17 protein-coding genes are annotated in these 19,012 nt (G+C 61.4%); 10 read left to right on the top strand and 7 right to left on the bottom strand.

What is annotated here, in order from left to right:
* From VLA07_RS17940 to gloB, 4 genes are all read right to left on the bottom strand, one after another.
* Positions 1-1,842, bottom strand: a complete 1,842-nt coding sequence (locus VLA07_RS17940; protein WP_333990096.1) for an extracellular solute-binding protein — start codon at positions 1,840-1,842, stop codon at positions 1-3.
* On the bottom strand, positions 1,839-3,671 hold the full coding sequence (locus tag VLA07_RS17935; RefSeq protein ID WP_333990095.1) for an extracellular solute-binding protein: 1,833 nt from the start codon (positions 3,669-3,671) through the stop codon (positions 1,839-1,841). The genes VLA07_RS17940 and VLA07_RS17935 overlap by 4 nt, the downstream gene beginning before the upstream one ends.
* A 261-nt stretch (positions 3,672-3,932) precedes the next feature.
* Positions 3,933-5,399, bottom strand: a complete 1,467-nt coding sequence (locus VLA07_RS17930; RefSeq protein ID WP_247268505.1) for a LysM peptidoglycan-binding domain-containing protein — start codon at positions 5,397-5,399, stop codon at positions 3,933-3,935.
* A gap of 99 nt (positions 5,400-5,498) precedes the next feature.
* A complete protein-coding gene (gloB, locus tag VLA07_RS17925; protein WP_247268504.1) occupies positions 5,499-6,266 on the bottom strand; it encodes a hydroxyacylglutathione hydrolase in 768 nt (255 codons plus the stop codon).
* Positions 6,267-6,332: 66 nt separating this feature from the next.
* On the opposite strand from gloB, the gene VLA07_RS17920 reads away from it, so the two are divergent.
* The 5 genes from VLA07_RS17920 (at position 6,333) to VLA07_RS17900 (ending at position 11,742) form a co-directional block, all read left to right on the top strand.
* Positions 6,333-7,091, top strand: a complete 759-nt coding sequence (locus tag VLA07_RS17920; protein WP_003224159.1) for a methyltransferase domain-containing protein — start codon at positions 6,333-6,335, stop codon at positions 7,089-7,091.
* A gap of 91 nt (positions 7,092-7,182) precedes the next feature.
* Complete coding sequence (gene rnhA / locus VLA07_RS17915) at positions 7,183-7,644, top strand: ribonuclease HI (protein ID WP_003224162.1); 462 nt, start codon at positions 7,183-7,185, stop codon at positions 7,642-7,644.
* A 210-nt stretch (positions 7,645-7,854) separates the two neighbouring features.
* Entirely contained in the window at positions 7,855-8,613 is a 759-nt protein-coding gene (gene dnaQ, locus VLA07_RS17910) for a DNA polymerase III subunit epsilon (protein ID WP_247268503.1), read from the top strand.
* A 244-nt stretch (positions 8,614-8,857) separates the two neighbouring features.
* Entirely contained in the window at positions 8,858-11,113 is a 2,256-nt protein-coding gene (locus VLA07_RS17905; protein ID WP_103369375.1) for an Orn/Lys/Arg decarboxylase N-terminal domain-containing protein, read from the top strand.
* A 14-nt stretch (positions 11,114-11,127) separates the two neighbouring features.
* Positions 11,128-11,742, top strand: coding sequence for a GNAT family N-acetyltransferase (locus VLA07_RS17900; RefSeq protein ID WP_096795963.1), 615 nt, complete (start codon positions 11,128-11,130; stop codon positions 11,740-11,742).
* Here VLA07_RS17900 and VLA07_RS17895 read toward each other — a convergent pair.
* A complete protein-coding gene (locus VLA07_RS17895) occupies positions 11,708-12,601 on the bottom strand; it encodes a LysR substrate-binding domain-containing protein (RefSeq protein ID WP_333990084.1) in 894 nt (297 codons plus the stop codon). The two genes, VLA07_RS17900 and VLA07_RS17895, sit on opposite strands and share 35 nt — an antisense overlap.
* A gap of 85 nt (positions 12,602-12,686) precedes the next feature.
* Entirely contained in the window at positions 12,687-12,917 is a 231-nt protein-coding gene (locus tag VLA07_RS17890; RefSeq protein WP_007965845.1) for a hypothetical protein, read from the bottom strand.
* Between the two features lie 183 nt (positions 12,918-13,100).
* Between VLA07_RS17890 and VLA07_RS17885 the strand changes: the two genes are divergently transcribed.
* Positions 13,101-13,658: an NADPH-dependent FMN reductase gene (locus VLA07_RS17885; protein WP_027613142.1), complete on the top strand. Its 558-nt coding sequence runs from the start codon at positions 13,101-13,103 to the stop codon at positions 13,656-13,658.
* Positions 13,659-13,818: 160 nt separating this feature from the next.
* On the top strand, positions 13,819-15,102 hold the full coding sequence (locus VLA07_RS17880; protein ID WP_166497910.1) for an arsenic transporter: 1,284 nt from the start codon (positions 13,819-13,821) through the stop codon (positions 15,100-15,102).
* Between the two features lie 103 nt (positions 15,103-15,205).
* On the opposite strand, the gene VLA07_RS17875 is transcribed toward VLA07_RS17880, so the two are convergent.
* Positions 15,206-16,156 carry a DUF1853 family protein gene (locus VLA07_RS17875; RefSeq protein WP_333990076.1) on the bottom strand — a complete coding sequence of 317 codons (951 nt, stop codon included), beginning with the start codon at positions 16,154-16,156 and terminating at the stop codon, positions 15,206-15,208.
* A 115-nt stretch (positions 16,157-16,271) separates the two neighbouring features.
* On the opposite strand from VLA07_RS17875, the gene VLA07_RS17870 reads away from it, so the two are divergent.
* Genes VLA07_RS17870 through VLA07_RS17860 form a run of 3 tightly spaced genes read left to right on the top strand, consistent with a single transcriptional unit; the run spans position 16,272 to position 18,999 of the window.
* Positions 16,272-17,162, top strand: coding sequence for an NAD(+) kinase (locus VLA07_RS17870; protein ID WP_003224174.1), 891 nt, complete (start codon positions 16,272-16,274; stop codon positions 17,160-17,162).
* Positions 17,159-18,133: a metallophosphoesterase gene (locus tag VLA07_RS17865; protein WP_372241222.1), complete on the top strand. Its 975-nt coding sequence runs from the start codon at positions 17,159-17,161 to the stop codon at positions 18,131-18,133. The genes VLA07_RS17870 and VLA07_RS17865 overlap by 4 nt, the downstream gene beginning before the upstream one ends.
* A complete protein-coding gene (locus VLA07_RS17860) occupies positions 18,130-18,999 on the top strand; it encodes a rhomboid family intramembrane serine protease (RefSeq protein ID WP_027613138.1) in 870 nt (289 codons plus the stop codon). Before VLA07_RS17865 ends, VLA07_RS17860 begins: the two co-directional genes overlap by 4 nt.
* The last annotated feature ends 13 nt before the right edge of the window (positions 19,000-19,012 follow it).

Genomic DNA, 19,012 nt, shown 5'->3' with positions numbered 1-19,012 from the left:
TTACTCCGTGCCCACAGGGTCGGCTTGCAGTTTGGTTTCGACTTCTATGGCGGGCTTCGCGTCAGGCTTGACCCACCAGGTGTTAATCCCGATGTCGTATTTGGGCGAGACTTTCGGGTGACCGATGTGGTTCCAGTACGCCACGCGCCAGGTCTTGATGTGCCAGTTGGGGACCACGTAGTAACCCCATTGCAGCACCCGATCCAGCGCCCGGGCATGCGCCACCAGACTGCTGCGCGAGTCGGCGTTGATCAGGTTTTCCACCAGTTGATCGACGATCGGATCCTTCAGGCCCATGGTGTTGCGGCTGCTCGGTTTGTCGGCGGCGGCGCTCATCCAGAATTCGCGCTGCTCGTTACCCGGCGAGTTGGATTGCGGGAAGCTGCCGACCATCATGTCGAAGTCCCGCGAGCGCACGCGGTTGATGTATTGCGAAACGTCGACACGGCGGATCACCAGATCGATGCCGAGGTCGGCCAGATTGCGTTTGAACGGCAGCAGCACACGTTCGAATTCGGTCTGCGCCAGAAGGAACTCGATGACCACCGGTTTGCCGTTGGCGTCGACCATTTTGTCGTCGACGATCTTCCAGCCAGCCTCCTGCAGCAATTGATAGGCCTCACGTTGTTGGGCACGGATCATGCCGCTGGCGTCGGTCTTCGGGTTCTCGAAAGCTTCGCTGAACACCTGCGCCGGCAGTTTGCTGCGAAACGGTTCGAGGATCGCCCGTTGTTCGACGTCGGGCAGGCCGGTGGCAGCCATTTCCGAGTTCTCGAAATAGCTGCGGGTGCGGAAGTAGGCACCGTTGAACAGCTGTTTGTTGGTCCACTCGAAATCGAACAGCAGGACGAGCGCCTGACGCACCCGCACATCCTGAAACAGCGGGCGGCGAAGGTTGAAGACGAAGCCCTGCATGCCGGTCGGGTTGCTGTTGGCGATCTGTTCCTTGATCAGCCGGCCTTCGGTCACGGCCGGGATGTTGTAAGCGTTGGCCCAGTTCTTCGCGGTCATTTCCAGCCAGTAATCGAACTGGCCGGCCTTCAGCGCTTCGACGGCGACGGTGTTGTCGCGGTAGTAATCGGTGGTCATTACGTCGAAGTTGTAGAAGCCGCGATTGACCGGCAGATCCTTGCCCCAGTAGTCCTTGACCCGTTCATAGCGCACCGAGCGCCCGGCTTTCACTTCGGCGACCTTGTACGGGCCGCTGCCCAGCGGGATCTCCAGATTGCCCTTGGAAAAATCACGATTGGCCCACCAGTGTTTCGGCAGCACCGGGAGCTGACCGAGGATCAGCGGTAACTCGCGATTGTTGGTGTGCTTGAACTTGAACAGCACCTTGAGCGGGTCTTCGGCGATGGCCTCTTCGACATCGCTGTAGTAGCCGCGAAACAGCGGCGAGCCGTCCTTGGTCAGGGTCTGGAAGCTGAACACCACGTCTTCGGCGCGCACCGGATGGCCATCGTGAAAACGCGCTTCCGGGCGCAGGTAGAAACGTACCCAGCTGTTGTCCGGGGCTTTCTCGATCTTCGCGGCAATCAGGCCGTACTCGGTGAACGGCTCGTCGAGGCTGTGTTTGGTCAGGGTGTCGTAGATCTGCCCGACGTCATCGGCCGGCACGCCTTTGCTGATGAACGGGTTGAGGCTGTCGAAGCCGCCGAATCCGGCCTGGCGGAAGATCCCACCCTTGGGCGCGTCGGGGTTCACGTAATCGAACTGCTTGAAGTCCGCCGGGTATTTCGGCGGCTCGTTGTACAGGGTCACAGCGTGTTGCGGGGCGGCAATCGCCAGCCCGGCGAACAGCAGACCGCTGGCCTGCACGAGCAGGGCGCGGATGGGCGTCATTTATTGTTCTCCGAAGATTTCAGCCACCACGCGCTCAGGCCCAGGGTGTAGGGCGGCGTGGTGACGAAGGCCAACCGGTTGCGGTAGGCCAGTCGGTGATAATTGAGGTACCAGTTGGGAATGCTGTAGTGCTGCCAGAGCAGCACGCGGTCCAGCGCCTTGCCGGCGGCGACCTGTTCGTCGCGGGTTTGCGCGGCGAGCAATTGTTCGAGCAGGTGATCGACCACCGGGTTGGCAATACCGGCGTAATTCTTGCTGCCCTTGACCCCGACCTGACTGGAATGGAAGTACTGCCATTGCTCCAGACCCGGGCTGAGGGTCTGGTTGAGGGTCATCAGGATCATGTCGAAATCGAACTGGTCCAGGCGCTGTTTGTATTGAGCGCGATCCACCGTGCGCAGGCGCGCGTCGATGCCGATGCTGTTGAGGTTCTCGATATAGGGCTGGAGGATCCGCTCAAGGTTCGGATTGACCAGCAACAGTTCGAAGCTCAGCGGCTGCCCTGCGGTGTTTTGCAGGCGCTGGCCGTTGAGCTTCCAGCCGGCCTCGGCGAGCAGCGCCAGGGCCTTGCGCATGGTCTCTCGCGGGATGCCACGGCCATCGGTTTGCGGCAGGGTGAACGGCTCGGTGAACAGCTTGGCCGGAAGTTGCTCCCTGTACGGCTTGAGCATCAGCCATTCATGCCCGACCGGCAGCCCCGTCGCGGAAAACTCGCTGTTAGGGTAGTAGCTGCTGGTGCGCTGGTAGGCATCGCTGAACAGCGCGCGGTTGGTCCATTCGAAGTCGAACATCAGGCCCAGCGCTTCGCGCACCTTGACGTCGCTGAAGGTCGCGCGTCGGGTGTTCATGAACAGGCCCTGGCTCTGCGTCGGGATCTGGTGCGGAATCTGCGCCTTGATCACTTCGCCACGGCGCACCGCCGGAAAGTTGTAGCCGTTGGCCCAGTTCTTCGCCTGATGCTCGATGTAGATGTCGAATTCGCCGGCCTTGAACGCTTCGAAGGCCACGTCGCTGTCGCGGTAGAACTCGACTTCCATGCGATCGAAGTTGTACTTGCCGCGATTGACCGGCAGGTCCTTGCCCCAGTAATCCTTGACCCGCTCGAAAATCAACTGCCGCCCCGGCGTCACTGAGGTGATGCGGTACGGGCCGCTGCCCAGCGGTGGTTCGAAGGTGGTGGCCTTGAAGTCGCGATCCTTCCAGTAATGCTGCGGCAGCACCGGCAACTCGCCGAGGCGCAGGATCAGTAACGGATTGCCCGAGCGTTTCATCACGAAACGAATGCGCTGCGGGTTGAGGATGTCGACCCGCGACACTTCCTGCAGGGCGGTGCGGTACAGCGGGTGGCCGTCCTTTAGCAGTGTTCGGTAGGAGAACGCCACGTCGTAAGCGGTGATCTGGGTGCCGTCGTGAAAGCGTGCTTCCGGGCGCAGATTGAACACCACCCAGCTGCGATCTTCGCTGTACTCCACCGATTGCGCGATCAGGCCATAGCTCGATGCCGGCTCGTCACCGGACGGCGAATACTGGCCGGTGCCGACCATCAGCGGCTCGTTCAGCTCATTGATGCCGTACTGCAGGAAATTCGGTGTGGTGACCGGGCTGGTGCCCTTGAACGTGTATGGGTTGACCGTATCGAAGGTGCCGAACGCCATCACCCGCAACGTACCGCCCTTGGGCGCTTGCGGGTTGACCCAGTCGAAGTGGGTAAATCTGGCCGGGTACTTGAGCGTGCCGAACTGCGCATAACCGTGACTCTCGGTAATCGTCGCGCTTGCGGGTGAGCTCAAGGCCAGGCTGATCAGGAGCAGGAGGAGGGGACGCTTCAAGTCAGATCCGATCCAGGCGGCTTGGGCTTTGTGGGCCGTACAGTAACAGCTTGTCTGGACAGGAAAAAGATGCGGGTTAATGGGGGCTTAATCGCCTTCGATTGCGTTTGCTTTCGGTGGGAGCGGCGGTGCGACGATTCGACTTGCTCGCGAATGCGGTGTATCAGTCACCTTCATATGCGGCTAACAGACCGCATTCGCGAGCAAGCCCGCTCCCACAAAAGCAAAAAAAGCCCCTGAATTTCAGGGGCTCTTCTGTTGTCAGTGCGGCTGATAAACCGTGAGCATCTGCCCGGGCTTGAGGGCCTTGCCGGCACCCGGGTTCCAGCGCTTGAGATGCTGCATCTCGACGTTGAAACGCTTGGCCACCACATACAATGTGTCGCCACGCTTGACCTTGTACTGGGTCTGCTGCTGGCTGTCGGCCTTGCCTTTGGTCTTGCTGTTGGCAGCGATCACCGTGTTGACCCGGCCACCGCTGCGCGCCGGGGTGCGCTTGGTGTTGTCCTGCATCACCAGGGTCTGGCCGACCTTGAGGTTTTTGCCGGTCAGCTTGTTCCAGCGCTGCAGGTCCTTGACTTCGACCTTGTTGGCCTTGGCAATGGAACCGAGATTGTCGCCGCGTTTGACCCGGTAAGCGCGCTTGAGCTTCGCCACTTCAGTCGGGTCGGCACCGTCGAACACCGGCTTCAGCGAACGCGGGCTGATCAGCTCTTCAGGCCGCATGGTCTGCAGGCTGGCGGTCAGCAATTGCGCCTTGGACGTCGGCACCAGCAGATGCTGAGGACCGTCGATGGTGGTGCGCTGCTTGAAAGCCGGGTTGAGCTGGAACAGCTCGTCTTCGTCGATGTTGGCCACCGCTGCGACCTTGGACAGGTCCATGCGCTGGTTGATTTCGACGACCTGGAAATAGGGTTCGTTGGCGATCGGGTTGAGGTTCACCCCGTAGGCTTCCGGGGCCAGCACCACTTGCGACAGGGCCAGCAGCTTCGGCACGTAGGCCTGGGTTTCCGCCGGCAACGACGACAGGTTCCAGTAGTCGGTCGGCAGGCCGAGCTTCTCGTTACGCTCGATGGCACGGCTGACCGTGCCTTCACCGGCGTTATAGGCCGCCAGGGCCAGCAGCCAGTCACCGTTGAACATGTCGTGCAGACGGGTCAGGTAGTCCATCGCGGCGGTGGTCGAGGCGGTGATATCGCGACGGCCATCATAGAAGCGGGTCTGGCGCAGGTTGTAGTAACGACCGGTGGACGGGATGAATTGCCACAGGCCCGATGCGTCGGCCCGGGAATAGGCCATCGGGTTGTAGGCGCTCTCGATCACTGGCAGCAGGGCCAGTTCCAGCGGCATATTGCGCTCTTCGAGGCGTTCGACGATGTAATGAATGTAGAGGCTTCCGCGTTCGCCGGCGTTCTCCAGAAAGGACGGGTTGCTGGCAAACCACAGCCGCTGCTGCTCGATGCGCGGGTTGACGCCCAGGCCGTCCTGCAGCTGGAAACCACCGCGCATGCGCTCCCAGATGTCCTGAGGCACCTGCGGGCTGGGCTTTTCGCTGAGCCAGATCGGTTTCTGCTTGGCTCGCGCAGCAATGTTCGGCGTATGGCTCGCTTCAGGCTGCGGAGCATGGCTGGAACAGCCCGCCAACGTGGCGGACACAGCCACCGCGATGGCTTGCGCCAGGCGGGTCAGCGTGTCTGAATTGACGGACTTACGTATGGATGACGACATTGGCTGGAAGTAAGTTCCGGGCAAAAATGTCGGGCGATTCTAGAAAGCGCACCCCCTGCGGTCAACCATTCAGAATTTTTGTACCAGCTGGTGAGTCACTTAGAACTTATCTTTCCATGCCCGCAGAGCCGCAAAAACCTCACTCGGCGCCCGGTTTTGAGCGCCTGCCCGTTCGTCCACTTTTTGTGTAACTAATGTTTCAGCGGTACGCAAAAACGGATTTGTGAGCTTTTCCAGGGCCAGGGTCGAGGGCAGGGTCATCACGCCTTTTTCCCGTTGTTGGGTGACTTTTTCCAGACGGGCGGCAATGTCCGGGTTGCTCGGTTCGACTGCCGCAGCAAACTTCAGATTGCTCAGGGTGTATTCATGGGTGCAATACACCAGCGTATCCTCGGGCAAGCTGGCGAGGCGGCTGAGCGAGTGGTGCATCTGTTCTGGCGTACCTTCGAACAGACGCCCGCAACCGGCGGCGAACAGGGTGTCGCCGCAAAACAGCAGGCCGTGGTGGTAATAGGCAATGTGGCCGAGGGTGTGACCGGGCACTGCATAGACATCGAAATCCCAGCCGAGCACGCTGACCGTGTCGTTGTCCGTGAGCGCCACGTCGCGCCCCGGGATGTTTTCGCTGGCCGGGCCGTAGACTTTAGCGCCGGTTGCCGTTTTCAGGCGTTCGACGCCGCCGACGTGATCGTGATGGTGATGGGTGATCAGAATGTCGCTCAACACCCAGCCCGGGTGCGCGGCCAGCCAGGCCTGCACCGGCGCGGCATCGCCCGGGTCGACCACGGCGCAACGCTGGGTGCGGTGATCCTGTAACAACCAGATGTAGTTGTCGGTGAACGCGGGCAGGGCACTGATCTGTATCATCGTCGGAATTCGCCAAGCGGAAAACATTGGCGCATCTTAGAGCTTCTAGCGGCGTTGGAGAATGACATGACCGATAAAGCGTTCGCTCAGGCCGATCCCGACTGGCTGGCGTTGATCGGCGCGGCCCGTGAATGGCTGGCCGGCCCGCTCGGGCAATTTCTGCTGGATGAAGAACGGCGCATGCTCGAAGACGAGTTGGGGCGGTTCTTCGGCGGCTATCTGGTGCATTACGGGCCGTCGGCCCAGACTCCGCCGTCGGCGCCGCAGGTGCAGCGCAACGTGCGGCTCGGCGCGCCGTTGCCGGGTGTCGAGATCGTCTGCGAGGAACAGGCCTGGCCGTTGAGCGAGCACGCCGCCGACGTGGTGGTGTTGCAGCACGGTCTGGATTTCTGTCTGTCGCCCCACGGTTTGCTGCGCGAAGCGGCAAGCAGTGTACGCCCCGGCGGGCATCTGCTGATCATCGGCATCAACCCCTGGAGCACCTGGGGTTTGCGCCACGTATTTGCCCACGACGCCTTGCGCCAGGCACGCTGTATCTCGCCATCGCGGGTCGCCGACTGGCTCAATCTGCTGGGCTTTGCGCTGGAGAAACGCCGCTTCGGGTGCTATCGTCCGCCGCTCGCGTCGCCCAAGTGGCAGGCCCGACTGGCCGGCTGGGAACGCAAGGCCGGCGACTGGCAACTGTCGGGCGGTGGCTTCTATTTATTGGTCGCGCGCAAGATCGTGGTCGGCCTGCGTCCGGTGCGTCAGGAACGCCGCGAGCCGATGGGCAAGCTGATTCCGCTGCCGATGGCCAAGGTCAACCGCCGTCGTATCGAACCGTAAACCTTCTTTTTATAGTGGCCGGACTTGTTCCGGCCGCGGCCATCGTCGATCCGCGATTGACGGGGCCAGGCATTTTTCTGGATAGAGTGGCATGAGCGAAAGCGTCGATAGCGTAGAACTGTTCACCGACGGTGCCTGCAAGGGCAACCCCGGCCCGGGCGGCTGGGGCGCCTTGCTGGTGTGCAAGGGCGTCGAAAAGGAACTGTGGGGCGGCGAAGCCAACACCACCAACAACCGCATGGAACTGCTCGGCGCCATCCGTGGCCTCGAAGCCTTGAAGCGGCCGTGCGAAGTGCTGCTGGTGACCGACTCGCAATACGTGATGAAGGGCATCAACGAGTGGATGGCCAACTGGAAAAAACGCGGCTGGAAGACAGCGGCGAAAGAGCCGGTGAAAAACGCTGACCTTTGGAAAGAGCTGGATGAGCAGGTCAATCGCCACAAGGTCACCTGGAAGTGGGTGCGCGGGCACATTGGTCACCACGGTAACGAACGGGCTGACCAGTTGGCCAACCGTGGGGTGGATGAAGTTCGCGGGTACAAGCAGAGCTGATTCCCGCCGTTGCACCGAGTCGTGGCCTTCGCGAGCAAGCCCGCTCCCACCCTGGATTTCCTGTGTCTATCAGGATTGTGCCGACCGCGGATCCAGTGTGGGAGCGGGCTTGCTCGCGAATGGAGCGACTCGGTCTACCTGAAACACCTCTGCCGAGCGTGTTAACATCGCCGCTTTTGCACGATTGACCCCGTTGAGAATTGAACACTGATGGCCACCAGATCCGTTGTACTCGATACCGAAACCACCGGCATGCCGGTGACCGATGGTCACCGGATCATTGAAATCGGCTGTGTCGAACTGATCGGTCGGCGCCTGACGGGCCGGCACTTTCACGTCTACCTGCAACCGGATCGCGAGAGTGACGAAGGCGCGATCGGCGTTCACGGCATCACCAACGAATTCCTCGTCGGCAAACCGCGCTTCGCCGAAGTGGCCGACGAGTTCTTCGAGTTCATCAACGGCGCGCAACTGATCATCCATAACGCGGCGTTCGACGTTGGCTTCATCAACAACGAATTTGCCTTGATGGGTCAGCACGATCGCGCTGACATCACCCAGCATTGCACCATCCTCGACACCCTGATGATGGCTCGGGAACGTCACCCGGGGCAGCGCAACAGCCTCGACGCCTTGTGCAAACGTTATGGCGTCGACAACTCTGGCCGTGAACTGCACGGCGCCTTGCTCGACTCGGAGATTCTCGCCGACGTCTACCTGACCATGACCGGTGGCCAGACCAGCCTGTCGCTGGCCGGCAACGCTTCCGACGGCAATGGCACGGGCGAGGGCGCGGACAACTCCGCCACCGAAATCCGTCGTCTGCCGGCTGATCGCCAGCCTGCGCGGATCATTCGGGCGACGGAAGAGGAACTGGCGGCGCATTTGGCGCGGCTGGAGATCATTGCCAAGTCGGCGGGCGGGCCGGCGTTGTGGACGCAGATTGCCGAGGCTGATGCTCAAGCTTGATCCCCTCTGTGGCGAGGGAGCTTGCTCCCGCTTGGCTGCGAAGCAGTCATAAAACCTGAATGCACTATTGATGCTGAACGAATACTGGGGGCCGCTTCGCGCCCCAGCGGGAGCAAGCTCCCTCGCCACAAAAGCCGAGTCAGGCTGAGTGAAGCCAACTGGCCACCCTCGCCACTTTCGCTGCAACCCTCTACCCTGAGTGCATTGGCAGACTTTGATCCGCCGCCTCGGGACACTGAGCCTCATGTACAAAGATTTGAAGTTTCCGGTGTTGATCGTCCACCGCGACATCAAGGCCGACACGGTCGCCGGTGACCGTATCCGTGGCATCGCCCGGGAGTTGGAGCAGGAAGGTTTCAATATCGTTTCGGCCATCGACTACACCGAAGGGCGGTTGGTGGCCTCCACCCATCATGGTCTGGCGTGCATGCTGATCGCTGCCGAAGACGCCAGCACCAACTCGCATCTGCTGCAGAACATGGCCGAACTGATCGGTCTGGCCCGGGTGCGCGCGCCGGATCTGCCGATCTTCGCGCTGGGCGAACAGGTCACCCTGGAAAACGCCCCGGCTGATGCCATGGCCGAACTCAATCAACTGCGCGGCATTCTCTATCTGTTCGAAGACACCGTGCCGTTTCTGGCCCGGCAAGTGGCGCGGGCGGCGCGCAAATATCTGGATGGTCTGTTGCCGCCGTTCTTCAAGGCACTGGTGCAGCACACTGCCGATTCCAACTATTCCTGGCACACCCCCGGTCATGGCGGTGGCGTGGCCTATCACAAGAGCCCGGTGGGGCAGGCGTTTCATCAGTTCTTTGGCGAAAACACCCTGCGCTCGGACTTGTCGGTATCGGTGCCGGAACTCGGTTCACTGCTCGATCACACTGGGCCGCTGGCCGAAGCCGAAGAGCGCGCCGCGCGCAACTTCGGCGCCGATCACACGTTTTTCGTGATCAATGGCACCTCGACCGCCAACAAGATCGTCTGGCACTCGATGGTCGGTCGGGATGATCTGGTGCTGGTCGATCGCAACTGCCACAAGTCGGTGCTGCACGCGATCATCATGACCGGCGCGATCCCGCTGTACCTGTGCCCGGAGCGCAATGAGCTGGGGATCATCGGCCCGATTCCGCTGAGCGAATTCAGCCGCGAATCGATTCAGGCGAAGATCGACGCCAGCCCGCTGACCAAGGGCCGGGCGCCGAAAGTCAAACTGGCGGTGGTGACCAATTCGACCTACGACGGCCTGTGCTACAACGCCGAGCTGATCAAACAGAGCCTGGGCAATAGCGTTGAAGTGCTGCATTTCGATGAGGCGTGGTACGCCTACGCGGCGTTTCACGAGTTCTTCGCCGGGCGTTATGGCATGGCCACCTCGCGCACCGAGGACAGCCCGCTGGTGTTCACCACTCACTCCACGCACAAGCTGCTCGCCGCGTTCAGCCAGGCCTCGATGATTCATGTGCAGGACGGCGGCGCGCGGCAACTGGACCGTGACCGTTTCAACGAAGCGTTCATGATGCACATCTCGACTTCGCCGCAGTACAGCATCATCGCTTCGCTGGATGTGGCCTCGGCCATGATGGAAGGCCCGGCCGGGCGTTCGCTGTTGCAGGAAACCTTCGATGAGGCGCTGAGTTTTCGCCGGGCGCTGGCCAATCTGCGCCAGCACATTGCGGCGGATGACTGGTGGTTCTCGATCTGGCAGCCGCCCGGCGTCGAAGGCATCGACCGGGTGCAGACTGAAGACTGGCTGCTGCAGCCGGACGCCGACTGGCACGGCTTCGGCGAAGTCAGTGACGACTATGTGCTGCTCGACCCGATCAAAGTGACCCTGGTCATGCCCGGGTTGAATGCCGGTGGCGCGCTGAGCGAGAAGGGCATCCCGGCGGCGGTGGTCAGCAAGTTCCTCTGGGAGCGCGGGCTGGTGGTGGAGAAGACCGGGCTGTATTCGTTCCTGGTGCTGTTCTCGATGGGCATCACCAAAGGCAAGTGGAGCACGCTGCTCACCGAGTTGCTGGAGTTCAAGCGCAGTTACGACGCCAACATCAGTCTCGCGACCTGCCTGCCGTGCGTGGCGCAGCAAGACACCGCGCGCTATCGCGGCATGGGCCTGCGTGACCTGTGCGATCAACTGCACGCCTGTTACCGCAGCAACGCCACCGCCAAACATCTGAAACGCATGTACACGGTGCTGCCGGAAATCGCAATGAAGCCGGCCCATGCCTATGATCATCTGGTGCGCGGCGAAGTCGAGGCGGTGCCGATCGATGAGCTGGAAGGAAGGATCGCGGCGGTGATGCTGGTGCCGTATCCACCGGGAATTCCGTTGATCATGCCGGGGGAGCGCTTTACCGAGGCAACCCGCTCGATCATTGACTACCTGAAGTTTGCCCGCACGTTCGACAGCAGCTTCCCCGGTTTTGTCGCTGATGTGCATGGACTGCAACATGAAGACGAGGGCAATGGACGGCAGTACACCGTCGATTGCGTCAAGGAATGAGGACCTTTCCGAGTATGCAACCGGTCATGAATCCGAAATACCCAGGGCTGTCGGTGCGCGTCGCCGACGATGGTTTCGCGGCGTACATCTGGGGCAGCGACTTCAGTTTCGAGGTCGCCGCGTACGGTGCCGCCGTCATTGGCCAACCGGTCGAGCGCTGGGCGGTGACGCCGATCGTGCCGTACCGCAAGTGCTACGGCATCGACCCTGAAGAGTTCAGCAGCTATCGCGATGCTGCCGACAGCGCGATTTTCATGGCGTATCTCGATGATGAGCCGGTCGGTCATCTGGTGATCAGCACCAACTGGAACGGCTTTGCCCATATCGATGAGCTGGCGGTACACGCACCGGCGCGCCGGCATGGTGTGGCCAAGGCGTTGCTGGATGTCGCGCAGTTCTGGAGTCGCAAGAAAAAACTGCCGGGGATCATGCTCGAAACCCAGAACAACAACCTCGGCGCCTGTCGTTTGTATGAGCGTTGTGGCTACGAGATTGGCGGTATCGACCATCTACGTTATCGCGGGATTGATCCGAACACCGCGGAAATTGCGTTGTTCTGGTATCGACTGTTCGATAACCCGCTGGAACACCCGCTCAGCTCGCCAGCATCGCCTCGGCTTGTTCCGTGACGATCGTCAGCAGCTTCTGAATCGCGGCCGGCATGGCGCTGTGTCGGTAGGTCAGCGCATACAGGCTGATCGGCACCGCCGGTGACAACGGGCAGACATCCAGTCCGCTCGTCCGCGCGCCGAGGGCGGTGAATGGGTCGACGATGGCCAGGCCTTCGCCGGCCTCGACCATGCTGCGCATCATCTGATGAGTTTGCACTCGGGTCTGGATGCTCGGTGCCGGGCGCAGGGCCTGGAGTTTGTTCTCCAGCGCCGGGCTCAACGGGTCGTGGCCTTCGAGGCCGACCATTGCCTGGCCAGCGAGATCCTGCAGGGAAATGTATTTCTGCTTCGGTTGCAGCCAGCCGTGGGGCGCGAGCAGTTGCAGCTTGCCGTGGGCCAATGGCTGGCAGTGGATGTCGGGGTGTTCCGGATCGTGCAGGCTCAGGCCCAGATCGCTTTCGCGCAGCAGCAGGCTGCGGACGATGTCGCAGGTCGGAGAGCTGAGCAAGCGGCAAGGAGCGTCGGGCAAGCGTCGGCGCAGCAGCGCGATACTTTGCGGCAACAGCTGTTGCGCCAGCGGCGGGGTGCCGATGATGCGCAGGGGCGGGGCGAGGTATTGCTTGAGGCTGCTGGCCAAGCGCTGCACCGGCTCCAGCGCCTGATAGACGTGAGCGATTTCCACCTGCAACGCCCGCGCTTCAGGCGTCGATTGCAGCCGGCCGCGTACGCTGGCGAACAGCATGAACCCCAACTCGCTCTCGGCTTCGCGCAAACGCTCTTCGACCTCGGTCACCGGGAGCTGCAGCCATTCGGCGGCGGTGCCCAGGTGACCGGTCTGCAAGAGCGCCTGAATCACTTCGATATGACGTAAACGCATGCGTGAAGTCCATGTTCAGCAGGTGGGGTCAGTGGCTGAATCCTACCCCAAGTCTGCGCATATGACTTCTGCTCATAACGGCCAGTTATGACGCGACGGTTGTCTCAGGCTCACGGGTCAGGGTAATACCTGACTGAACCAGGAGAAACTCGGTGTCACTGACTTTGTTGACGCGATCGCCAATGGCCAGTTTGTAAATCGGCTCCGAGCCAGTGGAACCGTCTGCCGACGGGGTGGATTCCTGGAACTCATGCACGGAATAAACGCGGCCTTCCGCATCTCTTGCATGGAACTGACCGACGAGTACTGCTGCCATCTGCTTAGAACCTCTGGAGATAAAACGCTTGATTTGCGGCTTGGTAGACCGTCATCAAGCCCTGTAAGTTTTCCTACAGGAAAAAAATAATCAGCGCGCAGGAATTTCCCTTGCTCGCTGGTGAAACTGTCATCGAATCATCTATAACTACTGGCTCTTCCCACCGACAGTCGAGAGTCTTCCATGAGCAATGTCTACAACGTCGCTGTAGTCGTCGGCAGCCTGCGCAAAGCATCGATCAACCGCAAAGTCGCGCTGGCGCTGGCCGAACTGGCACCGGCGAACCTCAAACTGAAGATTGTCGAGATTGGCGACCTGCCACTCTATAACGAAGACATCGACGGCGATTCACCGCCGGCAGCCTACAGCACTTTCCGCCAGGAAGTCGGTTCTTCCGACGCGGTGCTGTTCGTCACCCCGGAATATAACCGCTCGGTGCCGGCGCCTTTGAAGAATGCGATTGACGTGGGTTCGCGGCCGTATGGCAAAGCCGTCTGGAGCGGCAAACCGGGTGCGGTGATCAGCGTGTCGCCGGGGGCGATTGGCGGTTTTGGCGCCAACCAGCATTTGCGCCAGTCTTTCGTGTTTCTCGATGTGCCGTGCATGCAGCAGCCGGAAGCGTATCTGGGGGGCGCGGGTTCGGCGTTTGACGAGGCGGGCAAGTTGAGCGAGTCGGTGAAACCGTTCCTGCAGAATTTCATCAATGCGTATGGGAAATTTGTGGAACAACACAAAAAATAATCTGGTCAGAGCTGCGATAAAACAGAGATCCTGTGGGAGCGGGCTTGCTCGCGAAGGCGGTGTGTCAGACACAAAGTTGTCATCTGACACACCGCTTTCGCGAGCAAGCCCGCTCCCACGTTTGGATCTCCACTCATTGAATAATTGAAGGCTGTCGCGAATGCTCGCTGCGTCACTGATCTTCCTGCTGACCATCACCCTTGTCATCTGGCAACCCAAAGGCCTCGGGGTCGGCTGGAGCGCGACGCTCGGCGCCGTGCTGGCACTGATCTTCGGCGTCGTGCACTTGAGCGATATTCCGCTGGTCTGGCAGATCATCTGGAACGCCACCGGCACGTTCGTTGCGCTGATCATCATCAGCCTGTTGCTCGACGAAGCCGGGTTCTTCGCCTGGGCCGCGCTGCACGTGGCGCGCTGGGGGCGGGGCAGTGGGCGCAAGCTGTTTGCCTTCATGGTGCTGCTCGGCGCGCTGGTGTCGGCGTTGTTCGCCAATGACGGCGCGGCGCTGATCCTCACGCCGATCGTGATTTCGATGCTGCTGGCGCTGCGCTTTTCCCCGGCGGCGACCCTGGCGTTCGTCATGGGCGCCGGCTTCATCGCCGACACCGCGAGCCTGCCGCTGGTGGTGTCGAACCTGGTCAACATCGTTTCGGCGGACTTCTTTCACATCGGCTTCAACCGCTATGCGGCGGTGATGGTGCCGGTCAACTTCGTCAGCGTGGCCGCGACGCTAGGCGTGCTGATGTGGTTTTTCCGCCGCGACATCCCCAAGGCCTACGACCCCGAACAGCTCGAACAGCCGCACACGGCGATCCACGACAAAGCCACGTTCTATGCCGGCTGGGTGGTGCTGGTGATCCTGTTGATCGGCTGCTTCTTCCTCGAACAGATGGGCATCCCGATCAGCGCGATCTCGGCGGTCTGCGCGGCGCTGCTGCTGGGGATCGCCGCCCGAGGCCACAAGATTTCCACGCGCAAGGTGCTGAAAGAAGCGCCGTGGCAGATCGTGATTTTCTCGCTGGGCATGTATCTGGTGGTGTATGGCCTGCGCAATGCCGGGCTGACCGGGTATCTCGCTGGCTGGCTGGATGTGTTCGCCGGGTACGGCGTATGGGGTGCGGCGCTGGGCACCGGGGTGCTGACGGCGTTGTTGTCATCGATCATGAACAACTTGCCGACAGTGCTGATCGGCTTGTTGTCGATCGATGCCAGTCAGGCCAGCGGTGTGGTCAAGGAAGCGATGATCTATGCCAACGTGATCGGCAGCGACCTGGGGCCAAAAATCACCCCGATCGGCAGTCTGGCGACGTTGCTCTGGCTGCATGTGCTGGCGCGCAAGAATATCCGGATTGGTTGGGGCTATTACTTCAAGGTCGGGATTGTGCTGACGGTGCCGGTGTTGTTGATTACTTTGGCGGCTTTGGCGCTGCGGTTATCCCTTTAGACCGAGTTGCCCCAATCGCGAGCAGGCTCACTCCTACCTTGGAATGCGTTCCCCTGTAGGAGTGAGCCTGCTCGCGATAGGGCCGGTTAAGGCACTACAACTCTCACACCTGCCCCGGCACATTCGGCCAAAGATCCGCCACCAGAAACAACCGCTCCGCCTCTTCCCATTCGCCCCGCGCATTCTCGGTCAGGCGCACCAGCAGTTGCGCCGGGGCCATCGGTTCCAGGTCGTCCAGCCACATCTGCAGATGTTCAGCGCTCCAGGTCTGATCCGCCGGGTAGTGTGCCGGCGCCAGCCAGGCATGGCGGGGCAGGGGTTGCCAGCGCCCGGCCGGACGTTGAGCGACGAACGCCGGCCAATCCTTCTGATGCAGCCAACTGCCACGCAGGTGCTGCGGATGCGCGCCTTTCGGTGGTTCGGCCTGACCGGGCCACGGGTACAGCAGATAACCGCCCAGCCACAACTGCGCACTGAACACCTCGATATCCAGCTTCGCCAGCACCTCACGGCTTTCCGGGCGCGCCGAGATCGGCAGTTGATGTTCGGCCAGATGCGCCAGTTTGCGGTCCAGTCGATCATGACAACCCGGCCCCAGCCATTGCGCCGGGTCGTGGCCGTCGCCTTCCTGCGGGCCGAGGTAGAGCTTGATCGCCAGTTCCAGGTGATGCACGCCGTCGCGGTCGCGCAGCAGCATGTCCAGTTCACCGAGGGTGTGGCCTTCGCGGCGGATCGGCAGGTTGGCGGCAATCAGCTCGATGCCCGGCGCATGCTCCACGGCAAACTGCCACAACCGTTCGTAATACAGGCCCAGCCGCCGCGTGCGCGCCTGCGACAGCCAGTGCAGCAAGCCATAACTGTCACGGTCGAGTTGCCGCAGCCAGTGCTCCAGACGCTGCGGATCACTGACCCAGTCGCTGCCGGCCAGCGGATGGCGCTGCGGCCACGGCGTCGCGGCCAGCATCGGCGGGGCGAGAATCACCCACGCCAGGTCACGCACTTCCGGATGGCGTAATTGGTGTGGCAACTGGAGCAGGTCGGGAAACAGGATCATCTTGCGAGCATAGCCTGAAACACGCGCGCCCCCTTGAGGCTGAAAGGATTTTGTCTATGGCGGGCTTTCGCCCATAATCGTGTTTTTCGCGTTTTCGATTGTCCGCAGAGGTCCCATGGAGCAATTTCGTAATATCGGCATCATCGGTCGCCTGGGCAGTTCCCAGGTGCTGGATACCGTCCGCCGACTGAAACGCTTTCTGCTCGATCGTCACCTGCACGTGATTCTCGAAGACACCATCGCCGAAGTCCTGCCGGGCCACGGCCTGCAAACCTCGTCGCGCAAGATGCTCGGCGAAGTCTGCGACATGGTCATCGTCGTCGGCGGTGACGGCAGCCTGCTCGGCGCCGCGCGGGCGCTGGCCAAGCACAATATTCCGGTACTCGGGATCAACCGGGGCAGCCTCGGTTTTCTCACCGACATTCGTCCCGATGAGCTGGAAGTCGAAGTGGCCAAGGTGCTCGACGGCCATTATCTGGTGGAAAACCGCTTCCTGCTGCAAGCCGAGGTGCGCCGGCATGCCGAGGCCATCGGCCAGGGCGATGCGCTGAACGATGTGGTGCTGCACCCGGGCAAATCGACGCGGATGATCGAGTTCGAGCTGTACATCGACGGCCAGTTCGTCTGCAGCCAGAAGGCCGACGGCCTGATCGTCGCCACGCCGACCGGTTCCACCGCGTACGCGCTGTCCGCTGGTGGCCCGATCATGCATCCCAAGCTCGATGCCATTGTGATCGTGCCGATGTACCCCCATATGTTGTCGAGCCGGCCAATTGTGGTCGATGGCAACAGTGAGCTGAAAATCGTCGTGTCGAAAAACATGCAGATTTACCCGCAAGTCTCCTGCGACGGGCAGAACCACTTCACCTGCGCGCCGGGCGACACCATCACCGTGAGCAAAAAAGCCCAGAAGCTGCGGCTGATTCACCCGCTCGACCACAACTACTACGAAGTCTGCCGGACCAAGCTCGGCTGGGGCAGCAAGTTGGGTGGTGGAGGCGACTGATGCTCGATCCCGCGCGCAGTTATGACTTGATTGGTGACGTGCACGGATGCGCCCTGACCCTCGAACACTTGCTTGACCGTCTCGGTTATCACAAGCAGGGCGGGGTCTGGCGGCATCCATCGCGCATGGCCGTGTTCGTCGGCGACATCATCGACCGTGGCCCGCGAATCCGCGAGGCATTGCACATCGTCCACGACATGGTCGAGGCCGGGCAGGCGCTGTGCATCATGGGCAATCACGAATTCAACGCACTGGGCTGGAGCACGCCGGCGCTGCCGGGCAGCGGCAAGCAGTTCGTCCGTGAGCACACGCCGCGCCATGCACGCCTGCTGCACGAAACCCTGACCCAGTTCGAAGACCATCCGGGCGATTGGCATGATTTTCTCAACTGGTTCTACGAACTGCCGCTGGTAGTCGATGCCGGGCGTTTCCGTGTGGTGCACGCCTGTTGGGATGCCAGCCTGATCGAACCATTGCGCGGGCTGTTTCCCGATGCGCGCATCGACGAGCATTTTCTCCAGGCCTCGGCCGTGCCCGGCAGTTTTGCCTGCACCGTGTTCGACCGCTTGCTGCGCGGCACCGACATGCGCCTGCCGGATGGCTTGACCATGACCAGCGGCGACGGTCTGGTGCGCTCGTTCTTCCGCACCAAATTCTGGGAAGACGACCCGAAAACCTACGGCGACATCGTCTTCCAGCCGGATGCATTGCCGGAGCCGGTGGCGCAGAAGCCGCTGACCTCCAGCGAAAAAAACAATCTGCTGCGCTACGGCATTGACGAGCCGTTGTTGTTCGTCGGCCACTACTGGCGCAGCGGCAAACCGGCACCGATCCGCCCGAACCTCGCGTGTCTTGATTACAGCGCGGTGCTCTACGGCAAACTGGTGGCCTATCGTCTGGATCAGGAAACACGTCTGGATCCGCATAAATTTGTCTGGGTCGATGTCGAGCGGCCGGAGGTGCTGCAATGAGTGCGGTAGCGGTATTGCGTCTGCCGTTGGCGGTGGACCTGAGCGGTTTCGTCAAGCTGCTGCAACGGATGCAGGTGCCGCATCGGGTCAGCGAAGAGGCGGGCGAGCAGGTGCTGTGGGCACCTTCGGAAATCAGCGAAGACGTACGTTCGCTGTACGAGCGCTTCCCGGCCGGTGACCCCGATCAGCAACTGGACATCCCGCTGGCGCCGACTTTCAAGCGTCCGAGCTTCGCCGAGCAACTCAAACACGCCAAGGCCACCGGGTTGATCCTGCTGCTGAGCCTGCTGGTCGGCGGCCTGACCTATCTGGGTGACAACCTCGACACCATTCGCTGGCTGACCTTCCTCGACTTCCGCGTGGTCGGCGAGTACATACAGTTCACGCCGCTGGCCGACAGTCTGGCGGCGGGGCAGTGGTGGCGCCTGTTCACGCCGATGCTGCTGCACTTCGGCATCCTGCACCTGGCCATGAACGGCATGTGGTACTGGGAGCTGGGGCGGCGCATCGAGTCACGTCAGGGCAGCATCAACCTGCTCGGTCTGACCCTGCTGTTCAGCCTGGTGTCGAACTACGCGCAGTTTGCCTGGAGCGGCCCGAGCCTGTTTGGCGGCCTGTCTGGCGTGCTCTACGGTTTGCTCGGCCATTGCTGGATTTTCCAGTTGCTGGCGCCGAACCCGGCGTATCGCCTGCCGCGAGGCGTGCTGGTGATGATGCTGGTGTGGCTGGTGATTTGCATGTCCGGACTGGTCTCGATGATCGGTTTCGGCCAGATCGCCAACGCCGCGCACGTCAGCGGGTTACTCATCGGATGCTTCACCGGTTTGTTGGGCGGTTTGTATAACCGCCGTAAACTGGCCGCCTGAAATTTTAAGTGAA

It is taken from the genome of Pseudomonas sp. S3(2024) (assembly GCF_036861315.1).
GTDB classification, from domain to species: domain Bacteria; phylum Pseudomonadota; class Gammaproteobacteria; order Pseudomonadales; family Pseudomonadaceae; genus Aquipseudomonas; species Aquipseudomonas putida_A.
Note: the sequence above shows the minus strand (reverse complement) of the source record. Positions and strands in the feature narration are given on the sequence as shown.